Below are 24,128 nucleotides of genomic sequence, written 5' to 3' on the forward strand. Positions count from 1 at the left end.
CATGTCCGTTGCCAATACTGCCTCTGCTTCGCAAACCAAGGGTTTCGACCTCAAACGCAGCCTGCTGGAGACCCTCGTCGCCGGCCTGCTGGCCCTTATCGTCTTCGGCCCCGTCGTCGGCGTGGTGCTCGATGGCTACACGTTCAACGCCGAACCCGCCCGCGTCGCCTGGCTGGTCGGTGGCGTGATGATCGGGCGTTTCATCCTCAGCCTGTTCCTGCAGACGCCGACCGGCCAACGCATGCTCCAGGGCTTCGACAGCGGCGGTTCGGGCGTGCATGTGCTGGCGCCGAACTACAAGTCGCGCCTGCGCTACATCATCCCGGCGCTGATCGTCATCGCCATCGTGTTCCCGATCTTCGCCAACAAGTACCTGCTGACCGTGGTCATCCTCGGCCTGATCTACGTGCTGCTGGGGCTGGGCCTGAACATCGTGGTCGGCCTGGCCGGCCTGCTCGACCTGGGCTATGTGGCGTTCTACGCCATCGGTGCCTATGGCCTGGCGCTGGGCTACCAGTACCTGGGCCTGGGCTTCTGGAGCGTGCTGCCACTGGCGGCCATTGCCGCGGCGCTGGCGGGGTGCATCCTCGGCTTCCCGGTGCTGCGCATGCATGGCGACTACCTGGCCATCGTCACCCTTGGCTTCGGTGAAATCATCCGCCTGGTGCTGAACAACTGGCTGTCGTTCACTGGCGGCCCCAACGGTATGCCGGCGCCGTCGCCGACCTTCCTGGGCCTTGAGTTCGGTCGCCGGGCCAAGGACGGCGGGGTGCCGATCCACGAGTTCTTCGGCTTCGAATACAACGCCAACCTCAAGTTCGTGTTCATCTACGCGGTGCTGTTCCTGGTGGTGCTGGCGGTGCTCTACGTCAAGCACCGGCTGACCCGCATGCCGGTGGGCCGCGCCTGGGAAGCCTTGCGCGAGGACGAGATCGCCTGCCGCTCGATGGGCCTGAACCACGTACTGGTCAAGCTTTCCGCGTTCACCCTCGGCGCGTCCACCGCAGGCCTTGCCGGGGTGTTCTTCGCCACCTACCAGGGCTTCGTCAACCCATCGTCGTTCACCTTCTTCGAGTCCGCGCTGATCCTGGCCATCGTCGTGCTCGGCGGCATGGGCTCGACCGTGGGCGTGGTGATCGCGGCGTTCGTGCTGACCGTGGCGCCCGAGCTGCTGCGCAGCTTCTCCGAATACCGGGTGCTGCTGTTCGGCGTGCTGATGGTGCTGATGATGATCTGGCGACCGCGGGGGCTGATCCGCATCAGCCGTACCGGCGTGGTCCCGCGTAAAGGAGTGGCGCCATGAGCGACGAAGTCATTCTGTCTGTAGACAACCTGATGATGCAGTTCGGTGGGATCAAGGCGCTCAGCGATGTCAGCCTGCAGGTCAAGCGTAACCAGATTTTCGCCCTGATCGGCCCCAATGGCGCGGGCAAGACCACGGTGTTCAACTGCCTCACGGGTTTCTACAAGGCCACCGGCGGGCGGATCGAGCTGAACGTGCGCGGCAGCCACACCAACGTCATCCAGCTGCTCGGCGAGCGCTTCCGGGCGGCGGACTTCGTTTCGCCGGCACGCTTCGCCAACCGCCTGTACTACAAGATGTTCGGCGGTACCCACCTGGTCAACCGCGCCGGGCTGGCGCGCACTTTCCAGAACATCCGTCTGTTCAAGGAAATGTCGGTGGTGGAGAACCTGCTGGTGGCCCAGCACATGTGGGTCAACCGCAACCTGCTGGCCGGGGTGCTCAATACCCCGGGTTATCGCAAGGCCGAGAGCGATGCCCTCGACCATGCGTTCTACTGGCTGGAGGTGGTCGACCTGGTGGACTGCGCCAACCGCCTGGCCGGTGAGCTGTCCTACGGGCAGCAGCGCCGCCTGGAGATTGCCCGGGCCATGTGCACCCGGCCGAAGATCATCTGCCTGGACGAACCGGCTGCCGGCCTCAACCCCCAGGAAACCGAAGCGCTGAGCCGCATGATCCGCGTGCTGCGCGACGAGCATGACATCACCGTGGTGCTGATCGAGCACGACATGGGCATGGTCATGAGCATCTCCGACCACATCGTCGTGCTCGACCACGGCAACGTGATCGCCGAGGGATCACCGCAGGATATCCGCCACAACCCGACGGTGATTGCCGCCTACCTGGGTGCCGACGAAGAGGAACTGACATGAGCGCGCCCATTCTCGAGCTGAAGGACCTGGATGTGTTCTATGGGCCGATCCAGGCCCTGAAGAAGGTCTCGATGCACATCAACGAAGGCGAGACGGTCAGCCTGATCGGCGCCAACGGCGCGGGCAAGTCCACGCTGCTGATGTCGATCTTCGGCCAGCCGCGCGCGGCATCCGGGCAGATCGTCTATCGCGGCACCGACATCACCCGCAAGTCGTCGCACTACATCGCGTCCAATGGCATCGCCCAGTCCCCGGAAGGGCGCCGGGTGTTCCCCGACATGAGCGTCGAGGAAAACCTGATGATGGGCACCATCCCGATCGGCGACAAACATGCCGACCAGGACATGCAGCGCATGTACGAGCTGTTCCCGCGGCTCAAGGAACGGCGCAACCAGCGGGCCATGACCATGTCCGGGGGCGAGCAGCAGATGCTGGCGATTGCCCGGGCGCTGATGAGCCGGCCCAAGCTGTTGCTGCTCGATGAGCCGTCGCTGGGGCTGGCGCCGATCGTGGTCAAGCAGATCTTCTCGACCCTGCGCGAGCTGGCGCAGACCGGGATGACCATTTTCCTGGTCGAGCAGAATGCCAACCATGCATTGAAGCTGTCGGACAGGGCCTATGTGATGGTCAACGGGCAAATTCGCATGACCGGGACTGGGCAGGAGCTGTTGGTCAACGAGGAGGTGCGTAACGCCTACCTGGGCGGGCACTGAAGTAAATCGTGGGGCAAGTCGGTGCGGCAACCCGACTTGCCCCGCGATGCGTTTTATGCCTTTCAGCACATGTGGACAACTTGTCGCATATCTTTCCTGCAGCACACCACAATCCCCACGCAAGCCATTGTTTCCACAGCTGGAAAACTTTCCACGGATTATGTGGAACCGCCTGTGGAAAACATGGTGGCACCTTGCTCAAGCCCTTGTGTAACAACGCCTCCAAGGATCTGTTCGTTTTTTGATCAGGTCTTGCTTGTGCATGATTTATCGAGGGTTTTTAGCAGCAGCGCGGTTCATCCACAGCTATCTGAGTTCTGTGGATAAGTCTGTGAAAAAACTTTGGACAGACCGCCGCAGACGGCAGGTTGAAAGCGTTGCGCCATCACGGGCAGATGTCCACAGCAAGCAAAGGTTCCCTGGAACCGACAAGTTGCCCCCAATCTGTGGGGAAAGCCTTGTGGATAAGATGCGCATAGCCTGACGAAAGCCCCCAATCACGGGGCTTTTCAGCGTCTGTACGTTTTTTGACCAGTGGCTGAAACGGTTGTCGACAACGCTTGCGCCGGGCATGCTGCAAGGCCTGCCGAGCACACCCAAGGAGAAGAGCATGACGTCCACCGTATTCATCACTGGCGCGACTTCCGGTTTCGGTGAGGCCACCGCCCGCCGTTTCGCCGATGCTGGCTGGAAGCTGGTGCTCACCGGTCGCCGCAAGGAGCGCCTGGATGCGCTGTGCCAAGAACTCTCGGCCAAGACCGAGGTGCATGGGCTGGTGGTCGATGTGCGTGATCGCCAGGCCATGGAAGCCGCCATCGCCAGCCTGCCGCCGAGCTTCGACAAGCTCCAGGGCCTGGTCAACAATGCCGGCCTGGCACTGGGTGTGGATGCGGCGCAGAACTGCAGCCTGGACGACTGGGAAACCATGGTCGACACCAATATCAAAGGCCTGATGTATACCACCCGCCTGTTGCTGCCGCGCCTGATCGCCCACGGGCGCGGCGCGTCAATCCTCAATGTCGGTTCGGTGGCGGGCAACTACCCGTACCCGGGCGCGAATGTGTATGGCGGCACCAAGGCCTTCGTCGGCCAGTTCTCGCTGAGCCTGCGCTGCGACCTGCGCGGCACTGGCGTGCGGGTCAGCAACATCGAGCCGGGGCTGTGCGAAAGCGAGTTCTCGCTGGTGCGTTTCGGCGGCGACCAGGCCAAGTACGACGCCACCTACGCCGGTGCCGAGCCGATCCAGCCGCAGGATATCGCCGAGACCATCTTCTGGATTCTCAACCAGCCGGCGCATATCAACATCAACAGCCTTGAGCTGATGCCGGTGAGCCAGGACTGGGCAGGGTTCTCGATCGACCGGTCGGCGAAAGGCTGATTCGCCGATGATCGCGGGGCAAGTCGCATCGGAGCACCGCCCCGCGATAGCGTCAGATCAGGCGCTGCAGACCTTCGAGGCAGGTCGCCAGGTGGTAGGGCGTGGTCGAAGGCATGTCATGGCGGCTCACTGCCCCCTCGCCATCGCGGCACTCATGCCAGCCGCCTTCATGCAGGAAGCGTGACTCCAGCGCCGTGAGCTGTTCCAGCAGCCGCGCCTCGCTTCCCGGTCGCAGGGCCAGTGCCCGCAGGTACTCCACCTGCGCCCAGATACGCTGTGTCGCGTCGATCACCTTGCCGTCCACATCCAGCATCGCCAGTACCGCAGCATCCTTCACGCCGCACTGTTCGGCGAAGTCGAAGGCCCGCTCGATGGAGGCATGCAGCGCAGTACCGCGCAGCAACTCGGAAGTGTCGAGCAGATAGAACCATTCGAACTGGTGTCCCGGCTCGAACCAGTTATCCACAGCCCCGCGCGGTTTCTCCAGCATCAGGCCGTGTTGCGGCTCGATGAACTGCGCCTGCAAGCCGTCGCACAGCTGCAACAGCGAGTGACGCACCTCTTCATCCTCACGTACCGCCAGCACTTGCAGGAAGGCTTCGGCCAGGTGCATCTGCGGGTTCTGCAGCGGGCCGCTGCCCAGGTCTGACCAATCCTCACCCAGGCTGGCCTCGTACAGGCCATCGTCGCGGGCGAACTGCTCGTGGATCACCTCGAGGGCACCATTGAGCGTGGCTTCCACCAGCCCTTCGCCGACCTTGCCCAGGTAATGGGCGCAGGCGAAGACGATGAAGGCATGGGTGTAGAGGTCCTTGCGCCGGTCCAGCGGCTTGCCCTGGGCGTCGATGCTATAGAACCAGCCACCGTGCTCGGCGTCGTGGAAGTGCTTCTGCAGTGAGCGGAACAGCGCCGCGGCGCGCTCGGCGGCACCCGGTTGTTCTATACGGCTGCTGAACAGGTACAGCTGGCGGGCGCAGGCCATGGCCCGGTAGCGTTGCACCGGCAGTGGCCGGTGCTGGGTGTCCAGGGCTTCGTACGGCAGGGCCATGTCGGCGTTCCAGCCCGGGCCTTGCCACAGCGGCACGATGCGCTCGGCGAAGTGCTGTTGGAAACGGGTCAGTGCGGGACGGGGGTCGGACATGGTGGCGCTCGTGGACGGTCGGGCAGGGCGCCATGGTAGCAGAAGTGACAAGGGGTTCGTGGGGCACCGCCGCTGCCACGATCCGGCCTGGGCGAAAATCTCAGCCGGGATTGCCCAGGCCCTGCCAGTGCCGCGCACCGACGAAGATGAAGCGCAGCTGCTGGGTGATCTTTTCCTGTGCCGTCAGCGCCTGTGCATGGCCCGGTTCGGGGCTGTCGATCAGCTCGGGCAGGGTGGCGAACACGGTCTTGACCACCAGGTCGGCCATCACCGCCAGGGCGGCGCCGTCCAGGTGCCGCCAGCGCGGCATTCGCGCAAGGTCGGTGGCCAGGTCGCTGCTGATGTCCTGGCGCAGGCGGGCGATGGCCTGGCGCACCGGTTGCGAGCCGCCGTACTGCTCGCGGGCGAGGAACAGGAATTGCGCGCGGTGGGCGGCGACCACGTCGAGGAAGATGCGCACCGAGGCATCGGTGATGCCACCCAGCTCGAATTCGTTATGGCGCACCAGGCGGATGGTCTGGCGGAAGGTGGTGTCCACCTCAGCGACCAGGGCAAGGCCCAGGGCATCCATGTCGGGGAAGTGGCGGTAGAAACCGGTGGGCACGATGCCAGCGGCCTTGGCCACCTCGCGCAGGCTGATGCTGCCGAAACCCCGGCCGCTTTCCATGAGCAGGCAGGCGGCATCCAGCAGGGCCTGGCGGGTTTGTAGCTTCTGTTCGGCGCGCGGCAGCATGGGGCAGGCTTCTATGACGGTACGGCTGGGCATTCTGGATAGAAAAACGAAGCCCGGTCAATGGACCGGGCTTGGAGGGGAGCAGCTACCGCACGGAGGGTTGTTCTTTTCGGCCATGGCGATCAGCTCACACGGCTGAGTTCGACCAGGCGATCCGAGCCACCCTCGGCTACACGGTTGTTGCGTTCGTTGAGGCGATCGGAACCACCTTCAGCGACGCGGTTGTTGCGTTCGATCAGGCGATCGGAACCACCTTCAGCGACGCGGTTGTTGCGTTCGATCAGGCGATCGGAACCACCTTCGGCGACACGGTCGTTGCGTTCGATCAGGCGATCGGAACCACCTTCGGCGACACGGTCGTTGCGTTCGATCAGGCGATCCGAACCACCCTCGGCGACACGGTCATTGCGTTCGATCAGGCGATCAGAGCCACCTTCGGCAACACGGTTGTTACGTTCGAGCAGGCGTTCGGCACCGCCTTCGGCCACGCGGCCTGCACGTTCCTGCAGGCGCTCGGCGCCACCTTCTGCCAGGGTGTTCAGTGGTTGGCTGACGGTGATGGCGCTGGAGCGCGACTCGGCGCTCAGGTGCTGGTCTTCGGCTGGCAGGGCGAAGGCGTTGGCAGCAAGTACAGACAGGGTCAGGCTCAGCAGCAGATGGCGTTTCATGATTCGGTGCTCCTCTGGGGGGCTGGAAAGTGGGTACGGAGCCAATGCTACGCCCGGTAACTCCAGAGAAAAGTTCATCAGGATAATGGTAACAATCGACGGCATTGATACTGTGCTTGGAGCGCTCTGGCTCAATGTTTTCGGCGATGCGCCGAGTATTGAGGCACGCCGACTCCCCGGTAACACTGCCACGCTCCGTAGACCAAAAGCTGAGAAAATCGTCAGGAAAATCTTGGTTATCATGCTGCGCGGATTAAACCCGGCGGGTTTTCATCAGTCCGACATAATGAGTGCCATCGTCGCGCCGCCTTCCATGCAGTCAGGAGAATCACGCAATGACGCGCCCTGCCAGAATCATCGTCTGGACCTTCGCCACCCTGGCCACCCTGTTGGCAATCCTGGTGGTGGTGATCGCCACCTTCGACTGGAACCGCGTCAAGCCGTTGCTCAACGAGAAAGTCTCCGAAGCCCTGCACCGGCCTTTCGCGATCAATGGCAACCTCGCCGTGCACTGGCGCACCGAACCCGAGGAGGGCGGCTGGCGTGCCTTCGTGCCCTGGCCGCACTTCACCGCCGAAGACCTCACCCTGGGCAACCCCGAATGGCTCAAGGAGCCGCGCATGGTGGGGCTGGAGCGGGTGGACTTCCGCCTGGCGCCGTTGCCGCTGATCGTCCAGCGCATCAGCATCCCGCGCATCGACCTGGTCAAGCCCAGTGCCAGCCTCACCCGCCTGGTCGATGGCCGGGCCAACTGGGTGTTCGACTTCGGGCCCAAGGATGAGCACGAGGAGCCGTCGAAGTGGGTGCTGGACATCGGCGCGATCGGCTTCGACCAAGGCAATGTCAGCTTCGACGACCAGACCCTGAAAACCAGCATGAAAGTGCAGGTCGACCCGCTGGGCAAGCCGATTCCGTTCAGCGATATCGTCGGCAAGGCCCGCGCCGAGAAGGCCGGCAACGCCCAGGACTATGCCTTCGGCTTCAAGGCCCAGGGGCGCTACAAGGGCCAGGCAGTGGCCGGCACCGGCAAGATCGGCGGCCTGCTGGCGCTGCAGGATGCCAGCCAACCCTTCCCGCTGCAGGCCGACGTGCGCATCGGCGATACCCACGTGGCCCTTGCCGGTACCCTGACCGACCCCCGCAACCTGGGGGCCCTCGACCTGCGCCTGAAGCTCTCCGGCAGCAGCCTGGGCAACCTCTACCCGCTGACCGGCGTGACCCTGCCCGACACCCCACCCTACGCCACCGACGGCCACCTGAGCGCCAACCTGCAGGCCGCCGAGGGCGCGCATTTCCGCTATGAAGGCTTCAACGGCAAGATCGGCGACAGTGATATCCACGGCGACCTGGCCTTCGTCGCCAGCCAGCCCCGGCCAAAACTGTCCGGCAACCTGGTCTCCAATCAACTGCTGTTCAAGGACCTGGCACCGCTGATCGGCGCCGACTCCAACGCCGAGCAGAAGGCCCGCGGCGGCGCCAGCAAGCAGCCGGCCAACAAGGTGTTGCCGGTAGAGGAGTTCCGCACCGAGCGCTGGCGGGCGATGGATGCCGACGTGACCTTCGCCGGCAAGCGCATCGTGCACAGCGAGAAACTACCGTTCAATGACCTGTCTGCCCATGTGATTCTCGAGGATGGCCTGCTGCGCCTGGAACCGCTGCGCTTCGGCGTGGCCGGGGGCAGCCTCGATTCCAACATCCGCCTGGACGGGCGCAGCACGCCGATGCAGGGGCGCGCCCAGCTCACCGCCCGGGGCTTCAAGCTCAAGCAGTTGTTCCCCAGCTTCGCGCCCATGCAGACCAGCTTCGGCGAGCTCAACGGCGACGCCGATATCAGTGGCCGGGGCAACTCGGTGGCGGCGTTGCTCGGCACTTCCAACGGCGACCTGCGCCTGCTGATCAACGATGGCGCCATCAGCCGCAGCCTGATGGAGATCGCCGGGCTCAACGTGGGCAACTACGTGATCGGCAAGCTGTTTGGCGATGAGGAAGTGAAGATCAACTGTGCCGCGGCCGATGTCGGCATCAAGGAGGGCCTGGCGACCACCCGCCTGTTCGTCTTCGATACCGAGAACGCCATTATCCACATCGACGGCACGGCCAATTTCGCCAGTGAGCAACTGGACCTGAAGATCACCCCGGAATCGAAAGGGCTACGGCTGTTCTCACTGCGCTCACCGCTGTACGTGCGTGGGCCTTTCGCCAAACCGAGTGCAGGTGTGCAGGCAGTGCCGCTGGCGCTGCGTGGTGCGGGGATGGTGGCGTTGGGTGTGGTGGCGGGGCCGGCGGCGGGGCTGCTGGCGCTGATAGCGCCGAGCAGCGGCGATGTGCCCAACCAGTGCACGCCGTTGTTGCAGCAGATGCGCGCCGGCAAGGCACCGGCGGCGGTGAAGGCCAAGAAGTAGGGGCGCTGCGCGCCCCCATTATTCACAACCCCTGCAACAGATCCGACATATCGTCGGCGTGTTCTTCTTCCTGGGCCAGGATGTCTTCGAAGATGCGCCGCGTGGTCGGGTCCTTGTCGCCGATGTACTGGATGATCTCGCGGTAGCTGTCAATGGCGATCCGTTCGGCCACCAGATCCTCCAGCACCATCTCCTTCAATGAACTGCCCGCCACGTACTGGGCATGGGAATTCTTGGTCAGGTTGTCGGGGTTGAAGTCCGGCTCGCCGCCCAGCTGTACAATGCGTTCGGCCAGCTTGTCGGCATGCTCGGCTTCCTGGGTGGCGTGCTCGAGGAATTCGGCGGCGGCGACGCTGGCCTTGATACCGCTGGCCATGAAGTAGTGACGCTTGTAGCGCAGCACGCAGACCAGCTCGGTGGCCAGCGACTCGTTGAGCAGGCGCAGGATCTTCTCGCGATCGGCGTGGTAACCCTCGGTCACCGCGCCTTGCTCGACATGCTGGCGGGCACGTTCGCGCAGGGTTTTCACATCGGTCAGTTCAACGCTCATGTTCATCTCCGAAAGGATCAGGGTAGTCATGGGGTGTCATGCGCCGTGGACGGCGTCGCTGTCTTCCTGGCGTTGCTTGCAGGTCTTGAAGCCCTTGGCGTCGACATGGCCGGTGGCGTCGAAGCGCACGTAATAGGGCTGTTGCTGGCCATCGCGGTTGAGGATGTAGTCATTGCAGGTGCCGCCGTGGGGCAGGTCGCTGACATTCGACGGGCTGCCGCCGATGGCGATGACCTTCTGCATGGTCATGCCGTGCTCTACCTGCTTGACCAGCGGCTCGTCGCGGTAGGTGACGTAGTCCACCGGGTTTTCCGGGCGGCTGCCGCAGGCGGCGAGGGTCGCGCTTGCCAGAAGGATGGCCAGGGTCTGCTTGTACATGGTCCCGCTCCTTGCTCAGGGTCTGTTCTGCTTGGAACCGCACGGCGCGCCGGGAGTTCGATTGCGAATGACGCAGGGCACGCTGTAGTGTGGGCCGGTCGTCCATGGAAAAGGGCAGGGTGATGAGTCAGGAACTGGCCACGCGTTATCCACTGGTGCTGGTGCCGGGCATGCTCGGTTTCGTGCGGGCACTGCTGTATCCCTACTGGTTCGGCATTGTCCCGGCATTGCGCCGGGGCGGCGCGCAGGTATATCCGGTGCAGATATCGCCGCTGCATTCCAGCGAGGTACGCGGCGAGCAGCTATTGATCATCATTGAGGACATCTGCCGACGAACAGGGGCCGAGAAGGTCAACCTGATCGGCCACAGCCAGGGCGCGCTCAGTGCCCGCTATGCGGCGGCGAAGCGGCCAGACCGGGTGGCCTCGGTGACCTCGGTGGCCGGCCCCAACCATGGCTCGGAACTGGCCGATCACCTTGAACGCACGGCGCCGGGCGACTCTGCCAAGGGGCGCATCCTCAAGGCCGTGCTGCATGGTTTCGCCGTGCTGCTGGGCTGGCTGGAGACCGGCTGGCGCCGGGATCCGCTGCCGATCGACGTGCATGCCTCGCACCAGTCGCTTACCAGCGCCGGGGTGGCGCTGTTCAACCAGGCTTATCCACAGGGGCTGCCCGAGGTCTGGGGCGGCGAGGGGCCGGCCGAGGTGAACGGCGTGCGTTACTACTCCTGGTCAGGCACCTTGCAGCCGGGCCGCACCGACCAGGGCTTGAACCGCTTCGACGGCAGCAATCGCTTCTGCCGCTTGTTTGCCCGCAGCTTCGTGCGCGAGAAGGGCCACTGCGACGGCATGGTCGGGCGCTTCAGCTCGCACCTGGGCCAGGTGATCGGCGACGACTATCCGCTCGACCACCTGGACATCGTCAACCAGTCCCTCGGCGCCGTGGGCAAGGGCGCCGAGCCTGTGCGGCTGTTCACCGAACATGCCGCGCGGCTCAAGGCCGCGGGGGTGTGACCGTGCGCCGTACTGGCGTTGTCCAGCGCTCGGCCAGCAGCACGCCGACCAGTGTCAGCAAACCGCCGACCAGGTGATAACTGGCCAATTGCTCGTCCAGCACCACGGCGGCGATCACCGCCGTGACCACCGGCAGCAGGTTGAAGAACAGCGTGGTGCGGCTCGGGCCCAGGCGATGCACGGCCTGCATCCATACTCGCGGCGCGACCATCGAGGCCAGCAGGCCGGCATACAGCACCAGGCCGAGGTTGTGGCCGTTCAGCCCGGTCTTCGGTGACAGCACGAACAGCGGCAGCAGCACCAGGATCGCCACCAGCACCTGCAGGTAGAGCAATTGCAGCGGCGGCAGGCGCAGCTGCCATTTCTTCAGCAGGAAGCTGTACAGCGCATAGGCGAGGGTGGCCACCAGCATCATCAGGTCGCCACTGTTCAGGCCCTGGTGCAGCAGCGTGCCGGGCTGCCCGGCCGAGACGACTTCAAGCACGCCGAAGAACGACACGATCGCGCCCAGCAGCGCGCCGTAGCTCAGGCGCTGGCCCAGCCAGGCGATGGACAGGGCCAGTGACATCAGCGGCATCAGCGAGAGGATGATGCCCATGTTGGTGGCGCTGGTGATGCTGGCGGCGAAGTACGCCAGGCTCTGGTAGATGGCCATGCCCAGCACGCCCAGCACGAACACCTTGCCCAGGTGCGGGCGGATCGCCGCGCGGTTGCGCCAGACCTGGGGCAGCAGGAACGGCGTGAACAACAGGCCGGCCAGCAACCAGCGGTAGAAGCCGATCTCGGCCGGGAAGATGGCCCCTGCGGACATCTTGGTGACAACGGTGTTGCCGGCCCAGATGAGGATGGCGATGAGGGGGAAGAGGTAGTTCATTGGGACTCTCAAGTAACGGGTGTCCCCTGCAGGAGCGGGCTTGCCTGGTCCTGCAGGGAGGGTGTGACGGCGGGTATTATCGCTTGTCTGCTTGCATGCCTATACTTCCATCCAGACAACCGACCCCGCGAAGCAGACAGCATGGCCCGCAAGTACCTCGACATTCCGCGCTTCGACCAGCTCCCGGCCCCGGTGTACTTTCGCTACGACGAATTCGGCGCCGACACCCACAGCGCCCCGCACCGTCACCCCTGGGGCCAGCTCAACTACGCATCCCATGGCCTGATGCACCTGGACGTCGAAGGCCAGCGCTTCATCTCGCCGCCGCACTACGCCGTGTGGGTGCCGCCGGATACCGAGCATGGCTGCTACAACCCCCAGGCCATCGTCTACCGCTCGGTCTACCTTGACCGCAGCTTGTGTGCCGGGCTGCCTGCACAACCCTGCAGCCTGGTGATCAGCGACATCCTCAAGGCGATCCTCGGCGACTTCGCCCGCCGCGACCTGCGCATCGCCCGGGACGAGCGTGACCAGCGCCTGGCACAGGTGCTGCTGGACCAGTTGCACCTGGCGCAGACCCAGACCTGCTACCTGCCGTTCGCCCGCAGCGACAGCCTGCGCCAGGTGCTTGAAGGATTGCATGGCGAGCCCGGCGACAACCACCCGCTGGCCCACTGGGCCGCGCAGGTGCATGTCAGCGAACGCACCCTGGCCCGGCAGTTCCTGCGTGAACTGGGGATGAGCTTCGGCGAATGGCGTTTGCGCCTGCGCTTTCTGCGCGCCATCGAGGCGCTCGAGGCGGGCACCGCGATCCAGGCCATCGCCTTCGACCTCGGCTACAGCAGCGCGTCGGCCTTCATCGCCATGTTCCAGCGCCAGGCCCAGTGCACGCCGGAACAGTACCGACGGCGGGCGCGGACAGAGATGTAAAAATTCTTGTCTACACTCAGCTGCGACGAGCGCGCATCCGGCGCGCAGGCAAGGAGACCACTCCATGAAGCTGCTGCACGTACCCCTGCTGGTGTTGGGCATGTTGATCGCGGGGCAAGGATTCGCCGCCACCGCGCAACAGGAAAAGATGAAGACCTGCAACGCCGACGCGACCGCCAAGGCGCTCAAGGGCGACGAGCGCAAGGCGTTCATGAGCACTTGCCTCAAGGCCAAGCCTGCCGCCACCCAGCAGGAGAAGATGAAGACCTGCAACGCCGATGCCACCACCAAGGCGCTCAAGGGCGACGAGCGCAAGACCTTCATGAGCGACTGCCTGAAGAAGAAATGACCTGCGCCTATGCCTCTGCCTTGAAGGCTGGCAGACTGCGGGACTTTCCGCTGTCTGCCGTCGAGGCTGTATGACCTTCACCCCCCGCCAGGTCACCCTGGCCAGCTGGATCATCGTCATGGCCGGCCTGTTGCTGGCGCTGCCCCTGAAGCTGCTGCCGAGCCTGCTCGCCGGCCTGCTGGTGTTCGAGCTGGTCAACATGCTCACCCCCAGGCTGCAGCCGCTGATCGCCGGGCAGCGTGCGCGCTGGCTGGCGGTGGCGCTGCTCGGCACCTTGGTGGTGAGCACGCTCACCCTGCTGATTGCCGGCGCCTTCAGTTTCCTCCTGCACGAAGCCGAGAACCCCGGCGCCTCGCTGGACAAGTTCATGGGCCTGGTCGAGCGTGCTCGTGGCCAGTTGCCACCGTTCATCGAAGCCTACCTGCCGGCCAGCGCCGCCGAGTTCAAGGTGGCCATCGGCGAATGGATCAAGAGCCACCTGAGCGACCTGCAACTGGTCGGCAAGGGCATGGCGCACATGTTCGTGACCCTGTTGATCGGCATGATCCTCGGCGCCATCGTCGCCCTGCAGCGCATCCCCGACATTTCCCGGCGCAAGCCCCTGGCCGCGGCCTTGTTCGAGCGCCTGAGCCTGCTGGTGCAGGCGTTTCGCAACATCGTCTTTGCGCAGATCAAGATCTCGTTGCTCAACACCTTCTTCACCGGCATCTTCCTTGCCGTGGTGCTGCCGCTGTTCGGCGTGCACCTGCCGCTGACCAAGACCCTGATCGTGCTGACCTTCCTGCTCGGGCTGCTGCCGGTGATCGGCAACCTGATGTCCAACACCCTGATCACCATCGTCGGCCTGTCGCTGTCGATCTGGGTGGCGATGGCGGCACTGGGGTACTTGATCGTTATCCACAAGGTCGAGTATTTCCTCAACGCGCGGATCGTCGGCGGACAGATCAGTGCCAAGGCCTGGGAGCTGTTGCTGGCGATGCTGGTGTTCGAGGCGGCGTTCGGCCTGCCGGGGGTGGTGGCGGGGCCGATCTACTACGCCTACCTGAAGAGCGAGTTGAAGCGGGCTGAGCTGGTCTGATCATCGCGGGGCAAGCCCGCTCCCAAAGCAGCCAAGAACCTGGCGTGGGAGCGGGCTTGCCCCGCGATAAGGTCTTCGAATCAGAGCACGCCGTAACGCTTGCGCGCCTCGATCGCCAGACCGCTGCCGATGCTGCCGAAGATGTTGCCTTCCACATGCCGCGCATTGGGCAGCATCGCCGCCACGCTGTTGCGCAGCGCCGGAATGCCGCTGGAGCCGCCGGTGAAGAACACCGTGTCCACCTGGCTTTCGCTCACGCCCGCCTTGGCTAGCAGTTCACTCACGCTGCCGCGCACGCGCTCGAGCAAACCGTCAATTGCATCTTCGAACAGTGCCCGGGTCAGCTCGGCCGACAGCTGCGGCTCGATCCGGCCAAAGTCGATGCTCCGGCTGTCGCGCTCGGTCAGCTCGATCTTGCTGGCCTCCACCTCCATCGCCAGCCAGTGCCCGGCGCGCTGCTCGATCAGCTTGAACAGGCGGTCGATACCCAGGGTGTCCTCGATGTCGTAGCGCATGCTGCCCAGGGCCAGCTGCGACTTCTGCGCATACAGGGCGTTGATGGTGTGCCAGGTGGCCAGGTTGAGGTGGTAGCTGGTGGGCATCAGCGCGCCGCTTTTCATCCGGCTGCCATAGCCGAACAGCGGCATCACACCCTGCAGGCTCAGCTGCTTGTCGAAGTCGGTACCGCCGATGTGCACGCCGCCGGTGGCGAGGATGTCGTCCTGGCGCTCGGCCACCAGGTGGCGCTCGGGCGACAGGCGGATCAGGGTAAAGTCCGAGGTACCACCGCCGATATCCACAATCAGCACCAGCTCTTCACGGCTGATGCCCGACTCGTAGTCGAACGCCGCAGCGATCGGCTCGTACTGGAACGACACGTCCTTGAAGCCGATCTTGCGCGCAACTTCCGCCAGGGTATCCTCGGCCTCCTGGTCGGCGGCCGGGTCTTCGTCGACGAAAAATACCGGGCGGCCCAGCACCACCTGGTCGAATTCGCGGCCGGCATCGGCTTCGGCGCGCTTTTTCAGCTCGCCGATGAACATGCCCAGCAGGTCCTTGAACGGCAGGGCGCTGCCCAGCACGCTGGTGTCGTGCTTGATCAGCTTGGAGCCCAGCAGGCTCTTGAGCGAGCGCATCAGGCGGCCTTCGTAGCCTTCCAGGTACTCGTGCAGGGCCAGGCGGCCGTACACCGGGCGACGTTCCTCGATGTTGAAGAAGACCACCGACGGCAGGGTGATCTTGCCATCTTCCAGGGCGATCAGCGATTCGGCGCCAGGGCGGTGCCAGCCGACCGTGGAGTTGGAGGTACCGAAGTCGATGCCGAGGGCACGGGCCGGGGATACGTCAGACATGGAGAAAGCTTCCGGAGGCAAAACGGCCGCGCAGTTTATGCCGTTCTGCGGCTAAATCAAGACCGGTCGTCTGCGATAGCGCAACCCCGGATGAGCCTTGAAAGGCTATGCTTGACCCCAATCTTCAGTAGCAATACGTACATTCACATCGGTGATCCATAGATGGACTTCAAAGACTATTACAAGATACTCGGCGTCGAGGCGAGCGCGGACGACAAGGCGATCAAGGCCGCGTACCGCAAGCTCGCGCGCAAGTATCACCCCGACGTCAGCAAGGAGCGTGACGCCGAGGACAAGTTCAAGGAGGCCAACGAGGCCTACGAAGTGCTTGGCGACAAGGACAAGCGCGCCGAGTACGACGAGATCCGCAAATACGGCGGCCAGCATGGCCGGCCGTTCCAGGCGCCGCCTGGCTGGGAGTCTCGCAGCGGTGGTGGCGGTGGTTTCGAAGGTGGCGATTTTTCCGATTTCTTCAGCTCGATCTTCGGCGCCCGGGGTGGCAACCCCTTCGGTGGCGGCGGTGGCCGGCAACAACGCAGTGCCGGCAGGCGAGGGCAGGACGTGGAACTGGAACTGGCGGTGTTCCTCGAGGAAACCCTGAACAAGGAATCCAAGCAGATCAGCTTCCAGGTGCCGCAGACCAACGCTGCCGGCCAGCGCACCGGGTTCACCACCAAGACCCTGAACGTGAAGATCCCCGCCGGGGTGACCGACGGCGAGCGCATCCGCCTCAAGGGCCAGGGCGCGCCGGGCGTGGGCGGCGGGGCCAACGGCGATTTGTTCCTGACCATCCGCATGGCACCGCACCCGCTGTTCGATGTCGAAGGTCATGACCTGATCATTACCGTGCCGCTGGCACCGTGGGAGGCGGCACTCGGCGCCAAGGTGGCCGTGCCGACTTTGACCGGCAAGATCAACCTGACCATCCGCCCCGACAGCCAGAGCGGCCAGCGCCTGCGGGTCAAGGGCATGGGCCTGTTGAACAAGCAGGGCGAGCGCGGCGACCTGTACGCCCAGCTCAAGGTAGTGATGCCTGCCCAATCCGATGACGCAGCGCGCGCATTGTGGACCCAGCTCTCCGAGAAAGCCGCGTTCAACCCGAGGACTCAATGGAGTAAGTGATCATGAGCAGCACCCTGATCGTTCAACTGGACATGCGTACCCTTTGCCAGGAAGCCGACCTCACGGCCGATTGCGTGATCGAGATCGTCGAGCACGGCATCGTTGAACCTTCGGGGCGAACGCCGGAGGAATGGGTGTTCGACGACCGCGCGCCGGTCACTCTCAAGCGTGCGGTGAAGCTGCATGATCAGCTGGAGCTGGAGTGGGAAGGGGTGGCCCTGGCGCTTGAGCTGCTGGAAGAGGTACAGCAGTTGCGCAGCGAGAACCACATGCTGCGCCAACGGTTGGGCCGGTTTACCCAGATGTAAACGTTGTGGGGCCGCACGGCGGCCCCTCGGGCTTCACAGCTGTGCCCCAGGATCGAGCATCAATTGCATGAAGGTCAGGTCCAGCCAACGGCCGAACTTCACGCCCACCTGCGGCATCTGCCCGGTCACCACGAACCCCAGCCGCTCATGCAGGCGCACCGACGCGGTATTGCCGCTCTCGATGGCGGCGACCATCACATGCTTGTCGCAAAGACGCGCTCGGTCGATCAGCGCTTCCATAAGGACGGGCCCTAGGCCCTTGCCGCGCTGGTCGCCACGGATGTACACCGAATGTTCGACCGTATGGCGGAAGCCCTCGAACGGCCGCCAGTCGCCGAACGAGGCGTAACCCAGCACGCCGCTGTCATCCACCGCGACCAGGATTGGATAACCCTGCTGCGCGCGGGCCTCGAACCAGCCCCGGCGATTGGCCAGGTCCACCGGGGTTTCGTTCCAGATCGCCGTGGTGTTGGCCACGGCGTCGTTGTAGATGTCGAGGATGCCCGGCACGTCGTCGATCAGGGCGTCGCGGATCTGGTAACTCATGACAGCGTCTCGCAAGGGAAGTGGTTGCAGATTAAATGGTAACCAGGCCGCGCACACCTTCAGCCTGCATGTTTTCGCCGCGGCCGCGCTGGACGATCTCGCCGCGGGCCATGACCAGGTATTGGTCGGCCAGTTCCTCGGCGAAATCGTAGAACTGCTCCACCAGCAGGATGGCCATGTCGCCACGGTCGGCGAGCTTGCGGATCACCGCGCCGATCTCCTTGATCACCGACGGCTGGATACCTTCGGTGGGTTCGTCGAGGATCAGCAGGCGCGGGCGGCTGGCCAGGGCGCGGCCGATGGCCAACTGTTGCTGCTGGCCGCCAGAGAGGTCGCCGCCACGGCGCTGTTTCATCTGCTCCAGCACCGGGAACAGTTCGTAGATGAACGCCGGCACTTCCCGTGCCTCACGGGCGGGGAAGCGCGACAGGCCCATCAGCAGGTTTTCCTCCACGGTCAGGCGCGGGAAGATCTCGCGGCCCTGGGGCACGTAGGCGATGCCGGCCTGGACCCGTTGCTGGGGCTTGAGCGTGGTGATCGGCTTGCCTTCCCATTCTACGCGGCCCTCGCGGGCTGGCAGCAGGCCCATCAGGCAGCGCAGCAGGGTGGTCTTGCCCACGCCGTTGCGCCCGAGCAGGCAGGTGACTTCGCCGACCTTGGCCTCGAAGGACAGGCCGCGCAGGATGTGACTGCCGCCGTAGTACTGGTGCAGGGTGTCGATTTTCAGCATGTCTTGCCCTTGTGTGATTTGTGCGTGGGAGTGGGCTTCAGAGGCCTACCTACCGAGATACACCTCGACCACCCGCTCATCCTCCTGCACCTGCGCCAGCGACCCTTCGGCCAGGACACTCCCCTGATGCAGCACCGTCACATGGTCGGCAATGCTGCCGACGAAGCCCATGTCATGCTCCACCACCATCAGCGAATGCCGGCCCGCCAGCGAGCGGAACAGCTCGGCGGTGAACTCGGTCTCGGCGTCGGTCATCCCCGCCACCGGTTCGTCCAGCAGCAACAACTGCGGCTCCTGCACCAGCAGCATGCCGATCTCCAGGAACTGCTTCTGCCCGTGGGACAGCAGACCCGCCGGGCGTTGGGCCAGTGGCAGCAGGCGCAAGGTGGTCAGCACCTCATCGATGCGCTGGCGCTGCTCGCCACTCAGGCGCGCCGCCAGGCTGGCCCACACCGACTTGTCGGCCTTCAAGGCCAGCTCCAGGTTCTCGAACACCGTCAGCGCCTCGAACACCGTGGGCTTCTGGAACTTGCGGCCGATCCCGGCCTGGGCGATCTGGTACTCGCTCATGCGGGTCAAGTCGAGGGTGTCGCCAAAGTAGGCGCTGCCGCTGTCGGGGCGGGTCTTGCCGGTGATCACGTCCATCATCGTGGTCTTGCCGGCGCCGTTGGGGCCGATGATGCAGCGCAGTTCGCCGACGCCGATGTACAGGTTCAAGTCGTTGAGCGCCTTGAAGCCATCGAAGCTGACGCTGATACCCTCCAGGCTCAGCACCGTGCCGTGGCGGGTGTCGAGCCCGGCCTCGCGGCGCCGGCCCAGGCCGATGGCCTCGCGACCGCTGCCGACCTGGTCGAATATCGGTTCCAGCATGAATTCCGGGTGCACCGGGGGCACGCTTCTCATGGCTGGCTCCTTTTCTTCAGCAGGCCGACCACGCCCTTGGGCAAGTAAAGGGTGACGAGGATGAACAGCGCGCCGAGAAAGAACAGCCAGAACTCGGGGAACGCCACGGTGAACCAGCTCTTCATGCCATTGACCAGGCCGGCGCCAAGCAGTGGCCCGATCAGCGTGCCGCGTCCGCCCAAAGCCACCCACACGGCGGCTTCGATGGAGTTGGTCGGCGACATCTCGCTGGGGTTGATGATGCCCACCTGCGGCACGTACAGCGCCCCGGCCAGGCCGCACAGCACGGCGCTGAGCACCCACACCAGCAGCTTGAAACCGCGTGGGTCGTAGCCGCAGAACATCAGGCGGTTCTCGGCGTCGCGCACGGCGGTGAGCAGGCGCCCGAACTTGCTCTGGGTCAGGCGCCAGCACAGGAACAGGCTGCCCAGCAGCAGGCTCACCGTGAGCAGGAACAGCACGGCCCGGGTGCCCTGGGCGGTGATGTCGAAACCGAGGATGGTGCGGAAATTGGTGAAGCCGTTGTTGCCGCCAAAGCCCGTTTCGTTGCGGAAAAACAGCAGCATCCCGGCGAAGGTCAGGGCCTGGGTCATGATCGAGAAGTACACGCCCTTGATCCGCGAGCGGAAGGCGAAGAAGCCGAACACCAGCGCCAGCAACCCCGGCGCCAGCACCACCAGGCACAGCGCCCAGGCGAAGTGCTGGGTGCCGGCCCAGTACCAGGGCAGCTCGCTCCACGACAGGAAGGTCATGAAGCCCGGCAGACCATCCCCGGCCGCCTGGCGCATCAGGTACATGCCCATGGCATAGCCGCCAAGGGCAAAGAACAGGCCGTGGCCCAGCGACAGCAACCCGGCATAGCCCCACACCAGGTCCAGGGCCAGGGCGACGATGGCGTAGCAAAGAATCTTGCCCACCAGGGTCAGGGTATAGGCCGAGACCTGCAACGCGTGCCCGTCGGGCAGCAGCGACAGCAGCGGCAGGGCCAGCAGCACCAGGACGACAACGGCGCCGACGGCCAGCGACACCCGAGTGCCGGCCTTGCGCGTGGCAGTGACAATCAATGGCTGGTTCATCAGTCGATTACCCGTCCCTTGAGGGCGAACAGGCCTTGCGGGCGCTTCTGGATGAACAGAATGATCAGCGCAAGGATGAGGATCTTGCCCAGCACCGCACCGATCTGCGGCTCCAGCAGTTTGTTGGCGATGCCCAGCCCGAAGGCCGCCCACAGGCTGCCGGCCAGCTGGCCGACACCACCGAGCACCACCACCAGGAACGAGTCGATGATGTAGCTCTGGCCCAAGTCCGGGCCGACGTTGCCGACCTGGCTCAGGGCCACGCCGCCGAGCCCGGCGATGCCCGAGCCGAGGCCGAAGGCGAGCATGTCGACGCGCCCGGTGGACACCCCGCAACAGGCCGCCATGTTGCGGTTCTGGGTGACAGCCCGCACGTTCAGGCCCAGCCGTGTGCGGTTGAGCAGCAGCCAGGTGAGCAGCACCACGGCGAGGGCGAAGCCGATGATCACCAGGCGGTTGTACGGCAGCACCAGGTTGGGCAGCACCTGGACGCCGCCCGACAGCCAGGCCGGGTTGCTTACCTCGACGTTCTGCGCGCCGAAGAGCAGGCGCACGGCCTGGATCAGGATCAGGCTGATGCCCCAGGTGGCCAACAGGGTTTCCAACGGACGGCCATACAGGTGGCGGATCACCGTGCGCTCCAGGGCCATGCCGACCCCTGCGCTGACGGCGAATGCCACCGGCAGGGCGATCAACGGGTAGAACTCGATGGCACTCGGAGCGTAGCGCTGCAGCAGCACCTGGACCATGTAAGTGCTGTAGGCGCCGAGCATCAGCATCTCGCCGTGAGCCATGTTGATCACCCCGAGCAGGCCGAAGGTGATCGCCAGGCCCAGCGCGGCCAGCAGCAGGATCGAACCCAGCGACAGGCCACTGAAGGCCTGGCCGAGCAGCTCGCCAACCAGCAGTTTGCGCTGCACCTGGGCCAGGCTGGTTTCGGCGGCGGTGCGCACGGCGGCGTCGGTTTCGGCGCCGGGTTGTAGTAGCGCTTCGAGGCGGGTGCGGGCCAGCGGGTCACCGGTTTCGCCGAGCAGGCGCACGGCGGCCAGGCGTACCGCGGGCTCGCTGGCGCCCAGTTGCAGGTTGGCCAGGGCCAGGCCGAGGGCAGCGTGCACGGCGGCGTCGGGTTCGCTGGCGAAGCGCCGGTCTAGGAAGGCCATTTGCGCGGGTTGTGCGCTTTTTTGCAGTTGCTGGGCGGCCGCTAGGCGTACGTTGGTCTGGTCGCTGAGTAACTGATGGCTGGCCAGGGCGTTGTCGATCAGGCCGCGCAGGCGGTTGTTCAGGCGCAGTTTGCGCGTGTCGTTTTCGGCGATGCGGCCCTGGCGCAGGTTGTCCAGTAGCGGCAGGCGTGCGGCTTCGGGTTGCGCGGCCCAGGTTTCGAGCAGGCGCGCCTGTTCGGCGGGCTTGGCGCTGAGGAAGAATTCGCCCTCGCTGGCTTGGGTGGCCAGGGGCAGTAGCAGCAGTAATGTCAGCAGGAGTCTGAGCATGCGAGGCGTCCTGGAAAATCGGCAGTGGATTCATCGCGGGGCAAGCCCGCTCCCACGCCGATCTCGTCAGATGATGGGGGCGGCGTGGGAGCGGGCTTGCCCCGCGATAGCGTCAGTTGCCCTTCACCGCATAATCCGGCCGCTTGTCATTCCCCGGAATGAACGGGCTCCAAGGCTGCGCCCGCAGCGGCTGCTCGGTTTCCCACACCACACTGAACTGCCCGTCATCCTGGATCTCGCCGATCATCACCGGCTTGTGCAGGTGGTGGTTGGTCTTGTCCATGGTCAGGGTGAAGCCCGACGGTGCCTTGAAAGTCTGCCCGGCCAGTGCTTCACGCACCTTGTCGACGTCGGTGGACTTGGCTTTCTCGGCGGCCTGCGCCCACATGTGGATGCCCACGTAGGTGGCTTCCATCGGGTCGTTGGTCACCGCCTTGTCAGCGCCTGGCAGGCCCTTGGCCTTGGCGTAGGCCTTCCAGTCGGCGACGAACTTCTGGTTCACCGAGTTATCCACCGACTCGAAGTAGTTCCACGCGGCCAGGTGCCCCACCAGCGGTTTGGTGTCGATGCCGCGCAGCTCTTCTTCGCCCACCGAGAACGCCACCACCGGTACGTCGGTGGCCTTCAGGCCCTGGTTGGCCAGTTCTTTGTAGAACGGCACGTTCGAGTCGCCGTTGACCGTGGAGATGACCGCCGTCTTGCCGCCGGCGGAGAACTTTTTGATGTTGGCAACGATGGTCTGGTAATCGGCGTGGCCGAACGGCGTGTACACCTCTTCGATGTCCTTGTCGGCCACGCCTTTGCTGTGCAGGAAAGCGCGCAGGATCTTGTTGGTGGTGCGCGGGTAGACGTAGTCGGTGCCCAGCAGGAAGAAGCGCTTGGCGCTGCCGCCGTCTTCGCTCATCAGGTATTCGACGGCAGGAATGGCCTGCTGGTTGGGGGCGGCGCCGGTGTAGAACACGTTCGGCGACATCTCTTCACCCTCGTACTGCACCGGGTAGAACAGCAGGCCGTTGAGCTCTTCGAACACTGGCAGCACCGACTTGCGCGACACCGAGGTCCAGCAGCCGAACACCACCGCGACCTTGTCCTGGGTCAGCAGCTGGCGGCTCTTTTCAGCGAACAGCGGCCAGTTGGACGCCGGGTCGACCACCACCGGTTCGAGCATCTTGCCGTTCACGCCACCCTTGGCGTTGATCTCGTCGATGGTCATCAGCGCCATGTCCTTGAGCGAGGTCTCGGAAATGGCCATGGTCCCGGACAGCGAATGCAGGATGCCGACCTTGATGGTCTCGGCGGCCTGGATGCTCCAGCTCAGGCCCATCGCGGCGATCGATGCGCTGAGGGTGAAGGCCTTGATCAGACTGCGTCGCTTCATGTGCTCACTCCGATGTGATGGTGGGGGTTGGCCAGGTCGGAGATTGCAAAGGCTGTGCCGAGCGATGGAAGGTGCGTGATAGAGCGGCTGTGCGACGAATCGGGGCGCGGGGAGGGGCCAGGATGGTGCTTGCTGCACAGGCCTGCACAGGATTGGGGCCGGGGGCGATGAACACTTTTGACACATAAGCGGTACTTGAGTACCGTGCCGCACCGCAGTAGTTTCTGCGGTTCGGGATTGGCGTCCCGTATTCGGAACCGGGCACTTCGCTCTCGCGAAATCTGTGCCCCGCATGGTTGCACCCGTTATGGGCGGAGCTGTGTGTGGGAGCCTTCGGGCTCGCCGGCCTTCCGACCGGTAACGCCAACCCGCACGGCTCCGTCCACCCATATTGGCGTATGGGCTCGGAGAAACACTTCGGAAATGTTGCAAGGAGTAGCACCATGCTCAAGAAGATCGTTCCAGATCCACCGTTCGCATTTATCGAGATCGCCACCTTTCATCGAGAGGTGCAGCCATGAACCAGGAATCACTGGTCAACCTCACCCCGCGCAAATCACGTCCGGTCACCGCCAGTTCCCACTTTGGCACCTGCAATCACGCCCACGCGCCGATGCTCTCGGTACAGGCCGGGGTCGATAGCGAGGATGCGCTGGTGTGCGCCGTGGCGGCGTTGAAGGCGGCCTATGAGACCAATGCCGCGGCATTGGAGAAGGCCGCAGATCCGTTGCGCAGTTTGCTGACGGCAACGGAGAACTCGCTGGAGAAAGGCCTGGCGCTGGCCGAAGCCGTGCTTGAAGGGTTGGAGCAAGGCTAGCGGGCCTCATCGCGGGGCAAGCCCGCT

At 64.6% G+C, this 24,128-nt stretch carries 25 protein-coding genes; 12 read left to right on the plus strand and 13 right to left on the minus strand.

The window, feature by feature from the left end; translation table 11 throughout:
* Position 1: 1 nt before the first annotated feature.
* From livM to KHO27_RS24905, 4 genes are all read left to right on the plus strand, one after another.
* The gene (livM, locus tag KHO27_RS24890) at positions 2-1,303 is read left to right on the plus strand and encodes a high-affinity branched-chain amino acid ABC transporter permease LivM (protein WP_214500924.1); all 1,302 of its coding nucleotides are present in this window, start codon (positions 2-4) and stop codon (positions 1,301-1,303) included.
* Entirely contained in the window at positions 1,300-2,175 is an 876-nt protein-coding gene (locus tag KHO27_RS24895) for an ABC transporter ATP-binding protein (RefSeq protein ID WP_031314650.1), read from the plus strand. Before livM ends, KHO27_RS24895 begins: the two co-directional genes overlap by 4 nt.
* Positions 2,172-2,888, plus strand: coding sequence for an ABC transporter ATP-binding protein (locus KHO27_RS24900; RefSeq protein WP_102683956.1), 717 nt, complete (start codon positions 2,172-2,174; stop codon positions 2,886-2,888). The genes KHO27_RS24895 and KHO27_RS24900 overlap by 4 nt, the downstream gene beginning before the upstream one ends.
* Before the next feature lie 610 nt (positions 2,889-3,498).
* The gene (locus KHO27_RS24905) at positions 3,499-4,266 is read left to right on the plus strand and encodes an SDR family oxidoreductase (RefSeq protein WP_023629361.1); all 768 of its coding nucleotides are present in this window, start codon (positions 3,499-3,501) and stop codon (positions 4,264-4,266) included.
* A 52-nt stretch (positions 4,267-4,318) separates the two neighbouring features.
* On the opposite strand, the gene KHO27_RS24910 is transcribed toward KHO27_RS24905, so the two are convergent.
* From KHO27_RS24910 to KHO27_RS24920, 3 genes are all read right to left on the minus strand, one after another.
* Positions 4,319-5,407 (minus strand): AGE family epimerase/isomerase, encoded by a 1,089-nt coding sequence (locus tag KHO27_RS24910; protein ID WP_214500925.1) that lies wholly within the window; start codon positions 5,405-5,407, stop codon positions 4,319-4,321.
* 100 nt (positions 5,408-5,507) lie between these two features.
* Positions 5,508-6,140, minus strand: coding sequence for a TetR family transcriptional regulator (locus tag KHO27_RS24915; protein WP_102683958.1), 633 nt, complete (start codon positions 6,138-6,140; stop codon positions 5,508-5,510).
* Between the two features lie 122 nt (positions 6,141-6,262).
* On the minus strand, positions 6,263-6,808 hold the full coding sequence (locus tag KHO27_RS24920) for a phage infection protein (RefSeq protein WP_214500926.1): 546 nt from the start codon (positions 6,806-6,808) through the stop codon (positions 6,263-6,265).
* Between the two features lie 335 nt (positions 6,809-7,143).
* On the opposite strand from KHO27_RS24920, the gene KHO27_RS24925 reads away from it, so the two are divergent.
* On the plus strand, positions 7,144-9,210 hold the full coding sequence (locus KHO27_RS24925) for an AsmA family protein (protein WP_214500928.1): 2,067 nt from the start codon (positions 7,144-7,146) through the stop codon (positions 9,208-9,210).
* 22 nt (positions 9,211-9,232) lie between these two features.
* Here the strand turns inward: KHO27_RS24925 and KHO27_RS24930 are convergent, their stop codons facing one another.
* Positions 9,233-9,790, minus strand: coding sequence for a ferritin-like domain-containing protein (locus tag KHO27_RS24930; RefSeq protein ID WP_023631202.1), 558 nt, complete (start codon positions 9,788-9,790; stop codon positions 9,233-9,235).
* 6 nt (positions 9,791-9,796) lie between these two features.
* Positions 9,797-10,138, minus strand: coding sequence for an osmotically-inducible lipoprotein OsmE (gene osmE / locus KHO27_RS24935; RefSeq protein ID WP_023631201.1), 342 nt, complete (start codon positions 10,136-10,138; stop codon positions 9,797-9,799).
* Between the two features lie 122 nt (positions 10,139-10,260).
* Between osmE and KHO27_RS24940 the strand changes: the two genes are divergently transcribed.
* Positions 10,261-11,151: a lipase family alpha/beta hydrolase gene (locus KHO27_RS24940; protein WP_214500929.1), complete on the plus strand. Its 891-nt coding sequence runs from the start codon at positions 10,261-10,263 to the stop codon at positions 11,149-11,151.
* Here the strand turns inward: KHO27_RS24940 and KHO27_RS24945 are convergent.
* The gene (locus KHO27_RS24945) at positions 11,132-12,025 is read right to left on the minus strand and encodes a DMT family transporter (protein ID WP_102683963.1); all 894 of its coding nucleotides are present in this window, start codon (positions 12,023-12,025) and stop codon (positions 11,132-11,134) included. The genes KHO27_RS24940 and KHO27_RS24945 overlap by 20 nt on opposite strands.
* 141 nt (positions 12,026-12,166) lie before the next feature.
* Between KHO27_RS24945 and KHO27_RS24950 the strand changes: the two genes are divergently transcribed.
* The 3 genes from KHO27_RS24950 to KHO27_RS24960 all read left to right on the plus strand — a co-directional run bounded on the left by KHO27_RS24950 (position 12,167) and on the right by KHO27_RS24960 (position 14,382).
* Complete coding sequence (locus tag KHO27_RS24950) at positions 12,167-12,955, plus strand: AraC family transcriptional regulator (protein ID WP_214500930.1); 789 nt, start codon at positions 12,167-12,169, stop codon at positions 12,953-12,955.
* Positions 12,956-13,019: 64 nt separating this feature from the next.
* Positions 13,020-13,304: a PsiF family protein gene (locus tag KHO27_RS24955; protein WP_046854024.1), complete on the plus strand. Its 285-nt coding sequence runs from the start codon at positions 13,020-13,022 to the stop codon at positions 13,302-13,304.
* A gap of 70 nt (positions 13,305-13,374) precedes the next feature.
* Positions 13,375-14,382 carry an AI-2E family transporter gene (locus tag KHO27_RS24960; RefSeq protein ID WP_046854025.1) on the plus strand — a complete coding sequence of 336 codons (1,008 nt, stop codon included), beginning with the start codon at positions 13,375-13,377 and terminating at the stop codon, positions 14,380-14,382.
* 80 nt (positions 14,383-14,462) lie between these two features.
* Here KHO27_RS24960 and KHO27_RS24965 read toward each other — a convergent pair whose 3' ends face one another.
* Positions 14,463-15,734, minus strand: a complete 1,272-nt coding sequence (locus KHO27_RS24965; protein ID WP_046854026.1) for an Hsp70 family protein — start codon at positions 15,732-15,734, stop codon at positions 14,463-14,465.
* A 162-nt stretch (positions 15,735-15,896) separates the two neighbouring features.
* Here KHO27_RS24965 and cbpA point away from each other — a divergent pair, with 162 nt between their 5' ends.
* Together cbpA and KHO27_RS24975 are read left to right on the plus strand one after the other, a co-directional pair.
* Entirely contained in the window at positions 15,897-16,856 is a 960-nt protein-coding gene (cbpA, locus tag KHO27_RS24970; RefSeq protein WP_102683965.1) for a curved DNA-binding protein, read from the plus strand.
* Between the two features lie 2 nt (positions 16,857-16,858).
* Positions 16,859-17,164 (plus strand): chaperone modulator CbpM, encoded by a 306-nt coding sequence (locus KHO27_RS24975; RefSeq protein WP_023630087.1) that lies wholly within the window; start codon positions 16,859-16,861, stop codon positions 17,162-17,164.
* Positions 17,165-17,197: 33 nt separating this feature from the next.
* Here the strand turns inward: KHO27_RS24975 and KHO27_RS24980 are convergent, their stop codons facing one another.
* The 6 genes from KHO27_RS24980 to urtA form a co-directional block, all read right to left on the minus strand.
* Entirely contained in the window at positions 17,198-17,710 is a 513-nt protein-coding gene (locus KHO27_RS24980; protein ID WP_214500931.1) for a GNAT family N-acetyltransferase, read from the minus strand.
* Positions 17,711-17,741: 31 nt separating this feature from the next.
* Entirely contained in the window at positions 17,742-18,440 is a 699-nt protein-coding gene (gene urtE, locus KHO27_RS24985) for an urea ABC transporter ATP-binding subunit UrtE (RefSeq protein WP_062572701.1), read from the minus strand.
* A gap of 45 nt (positions 18,441-18,485) precedes the next feature.
* Positions 18,486-19,343 carry an urea ABC transporter ATP-binding protein UrtD gene (gene urtD / locus KHO27_RS24990; RefSeq protein WP_178082057.1) on the minus strand — a complete coding sequence of 286 codons (858 nt, stop codon included), beginning with the start codon at positions 19,341-19,343 and terminating at the stop codon, positions 18,486-18,488.
* Complete coding sequence (gene urtC, locus KHO27_RS24995; protein WP_111533307.1) at positions 19,340-20,419, minus strand: urea ABC transporter permease subunit UrtC; 1,080 nt, start codon at positions 20,417-20,419, stop codon at positions 19,340-19,342. Before urtC ends, urtD begins: the two co-directional genes overlap by 4 nt.
* Entirely contained in the window at positions 20,419-21,906 is a 1,488-nt protein-coding gene (gene urtB, locus KHO27_RS25000) for an urea ABC transporter permease subunit UrtB (protein WP_110701786.1), read from the minus strand. The genes urtC and urtB overlap by 1 nt, the downstream gene beginning before the upstream one ends.
* Positions 21,907-22,018: 112 nt before the next feature.
* Positions 22,019-23,284: an urea ABC transporter substrate-binding protein gene (gene urtA, locus KHO27_RS25005; protein WP_214500932.1), complete on the minus strand. Its 1,266-nt coding sequence runs from the start codon at positions 23,282-23,284 to the stop codon at positions 22,019-22,021.
* Between the two features lie 517 nt (positions 23,285-23,801).
* Here urtA and KHO27_RS25010 point away from each other — a divergent pair.
* A complete protein-coding gene (locus tag KHO27_RS25010) occupies positions 23,802-24,101 on the plus strand; it encodes a hypothetical protein (protein ID WP_102683972.1) in 300 nt (99 codons plus the stop codon).
* Positions 24,102-24,128: the final 27 nt, after the last annotated feature.

The sequence above is a fragment of the Pseudomonas sp. RC3H12 genome, assembly GCF_018596375.1.
GTDB lineage: Bacteria > Pseudomonadota > Gammaproteobacteria > Pseudomonadales > Pseudomonadaceae > Aquipseudomonas.

Coding starts and splice junctions, on each gene's coding strand:
- livM (WP_214500924.1), top strand. CDS start 2: ATGTCCGTTGCCAATACTGCCTCTGCTTCGCAAACCAAGGGTTTCGAC.
- KHO27_RS24895 (WP_031314650.1), top strand. CDS start 1,300: ATGAGCGACGAAGTCATTCTGTCTGTAGACAACCTGATGATGCAGTTC.
- KHO27_RS24900 (WP_102683956.1), top strand. CDS start 2,172: ATGAGCGCGCCCATTCTCGAGCTGAAGGACCTGGATGTGTTCTATGGG.
- KHO27_RS24905 (WP_023629361.1), top strand. CDS start 3,499: ATGACGTCCACCGTATTCATCACTGGCGCGACTTCCGGTTTCGGTGAG.
- KHO27_RS24910 (WP_214500925.1), bottom strand. CDS start 5,407: ATGTCCGACCCCCGTCCCGCACTGACCCGTTTCCAACAGCACTTCGCC.
- KHO27_RS24915 (WP_102683958.1), bottom strand. CDS start 6,140: ATGCTGCCGCGCGCCGAACAGAAGCTACAAACCCGCCAGGCCCTGCTG.
- KHO27_RS24920 (WP_214500926.1), bottom strand. CDS start 6,808: ATGAAACGCCATCTGCTGCTGAGCCTGACCCTGTCTGTACTTGCTGCC.
- KHO27_RS24925 (WP_214500928.1), top strand. CDS start 7,144: ATGACGCGCCCTGCCAGAATCATCGTCTGGACCTTCGCCACCCTGGCC.
- KHO27_RS24930 (WP_023631202.1), bottom strand. CDS start 9,790: ATGACTACCCTGATCCTTTCGGAGATGAACATGAGCGTTGAACTGACC.
- osmE (WP_023631201.1), bottom strand. CDS start 10,138: ATGTACAAGCAGACCCTGGCCATCCTTCTGGCAAGCGCGACCCTCGCC.
- KHO27_RS24940 (WP_214500929.1), top strand. CDS start 10,261: ATGAGTCAGGAACTGGCCACGCGTTATCCACTGGTGCTGGTGCCGGGC.
- KHO27_RS24945 (WP_102683963.1), bottom strand. CDS start 12,025: ATGAACTACCTCTTCCCCCTCATCGCCATCCTCATCTGGGCCGGCAAC.
- KHO27_RS24950 (WP_214500930.1), top strand. CDS start 12,167: ATGGCCCGCAAGTACCTCGACATTCCGCGCTTCGACCAGCTCCCGGCC.
- KHO27_RS24955 (WP_046854024.1), top strand. CDS start 13,020: ATGAAGCTGCTGCACGTACCCCTGCTGGTGTTGGGCATGTTGATCGCG.
- KHO27_RS24960 (WP_046854025.1), top strand. CDS start 13,375: ATGACCTTCACCCCCCGCCAGGTCACCCTGGCCAGCTGGATCATCGTC.
- KHO27_RS24965 (WP_046854026.1), bottom strand. CDS start 15,734: ATGTCTGACGTATCCCCGGCCCGTGCCCTCGGCATCGACTTCGGTACC.
- cbpA (WP_102683965.1), top strand. CDS start 15,897: ATGGACTTCAAAGACTATTACAAGATACTCGGCGTCGAGGCGAGCGCG.
- KHO27_RS24975 (WP_023630087.1), top strand. CDS start 16,859: ATGAGCAGCACCCTGATCGTTCAACTGGACATGCGTACCCTTTGCCAG.
- KHO27_RS24980 (WP_214500931.1), bottom strand. CDS start 17,710: ATGAGTTACCAGATCCGCGACGCCCTGATCGACGACGTGCCGGGCATC.
- urtE (WP_062572701.1), bottom strand. CDS start 18,440: ATGCTGAAAATCGACACCCTGCACCAGTACTACGGCGGCAGTCACATC.
- urtD (WP_178082057.1), bottom strand. CDS start 19,343: ATGAGAAGCGTGCCCCCGGTGCACCCGGAATTCATGCTGGAACCGATA.
- urtC (WP_111533307.1), bottom strand. CDS start 20,419: ATGAACCAGCCATTGATTGTCACTGCCACGCGCAAGGCCGGCACTCGG.
- urtB (WP_110701786.1), bottom strand. CDS start 21,906: ATGCTCAGACTCCTGCTGACATTACTGCTGCTACTGCCCCTGGCCACC.
- urtA (WP_214500932.1), bottom strand. CDS start 23,284: ATGAAGCGACGCAGTCTGATCAAGGCCTTCACCCTCAGCGCATCGATC.
- KHO27_RS25010 (WP_102683972.1), top strand. CDS start 23,802: ATGAACCAGGAATCACTGGTCAACCTCACCCCGCGCAAATCACGTCCG.